Below are 626 nucleotides of genomic sequence, written 5' to 3' on the forward strand. Positions count from 1 at the left end.
ATACCCGTACTGGTCCCTATTGCGGCAGGTGCGAAGGGGCGGTTAAAGAGGCCGTAACGGGGGACGGCCAGCCACTCACCGGCGGTCAGTTGGCCGAACGGATTTTAGAAGTGGCTGAATCCCTACCCGGCTATCAGCAGTGGTGTCGCCATCAGCACGAAATTGTGCGCCTGTCTCTCTATTGGGCCAGGTGCATCGAACTCAGCAACTACTACCCTTACGGAGGTCAATCCCTTGTGGAATCAACTTCAGCGCACCTGACTTGGAATCAGCAGCAGTCACAGGACGCCCGCGAGCGAATTCAGCTCGCAGTAGCCCAACTACTGGAGGCTGGAACCTTGCCCGTCACCGTCAAGGCCCGCGTCGCTGCCCTCAAATCCCTCTCCAAGGTTTCAAGTGACACCTAAGACCAGAATAAGGATTTATGGCACGTAGAAAATGGCCTCAAAGCCGCTCCCTGTGAGGAGTTCCACCCTGATCCTGAAAATAGGGGAGATCTGCGATCGCTAGAACCTAGGCAGCAAGGAGGGTTCCACCCACCCGGTACAAATAAGCTTTCTCCCACTTCCGTCCCGGCCCCCCAAGGGCCGGGTACGGATGGGACAACTGCTCTGTCCGAGGGGGAG

At 57.5% G+C, this 626-nt stretch carries 1 protein-coding gene; it reads left to right on the forward strand.

Annotated features, from left to right (window positions below):
* Positions 1-407 (forward strand): hypothetical protein (locus D1Z90_RS20750; RefSeq protein WP_232525335.1); only part of this gene is annotated, 407 nt, incomplete at its 5' end.
* Between the last annotated feature and the right edge of the window lie 219 nt (positions 408-626).

Source organism: Motilimonas pumila, assembly GCF_003596335.1.
Classification (GTDB): Bacteria; Pseudomonadota; Gammaproteobacteria; order Enterobacterales; family CBDFNC01; genus Motilimonas; species Motilimonas pumila.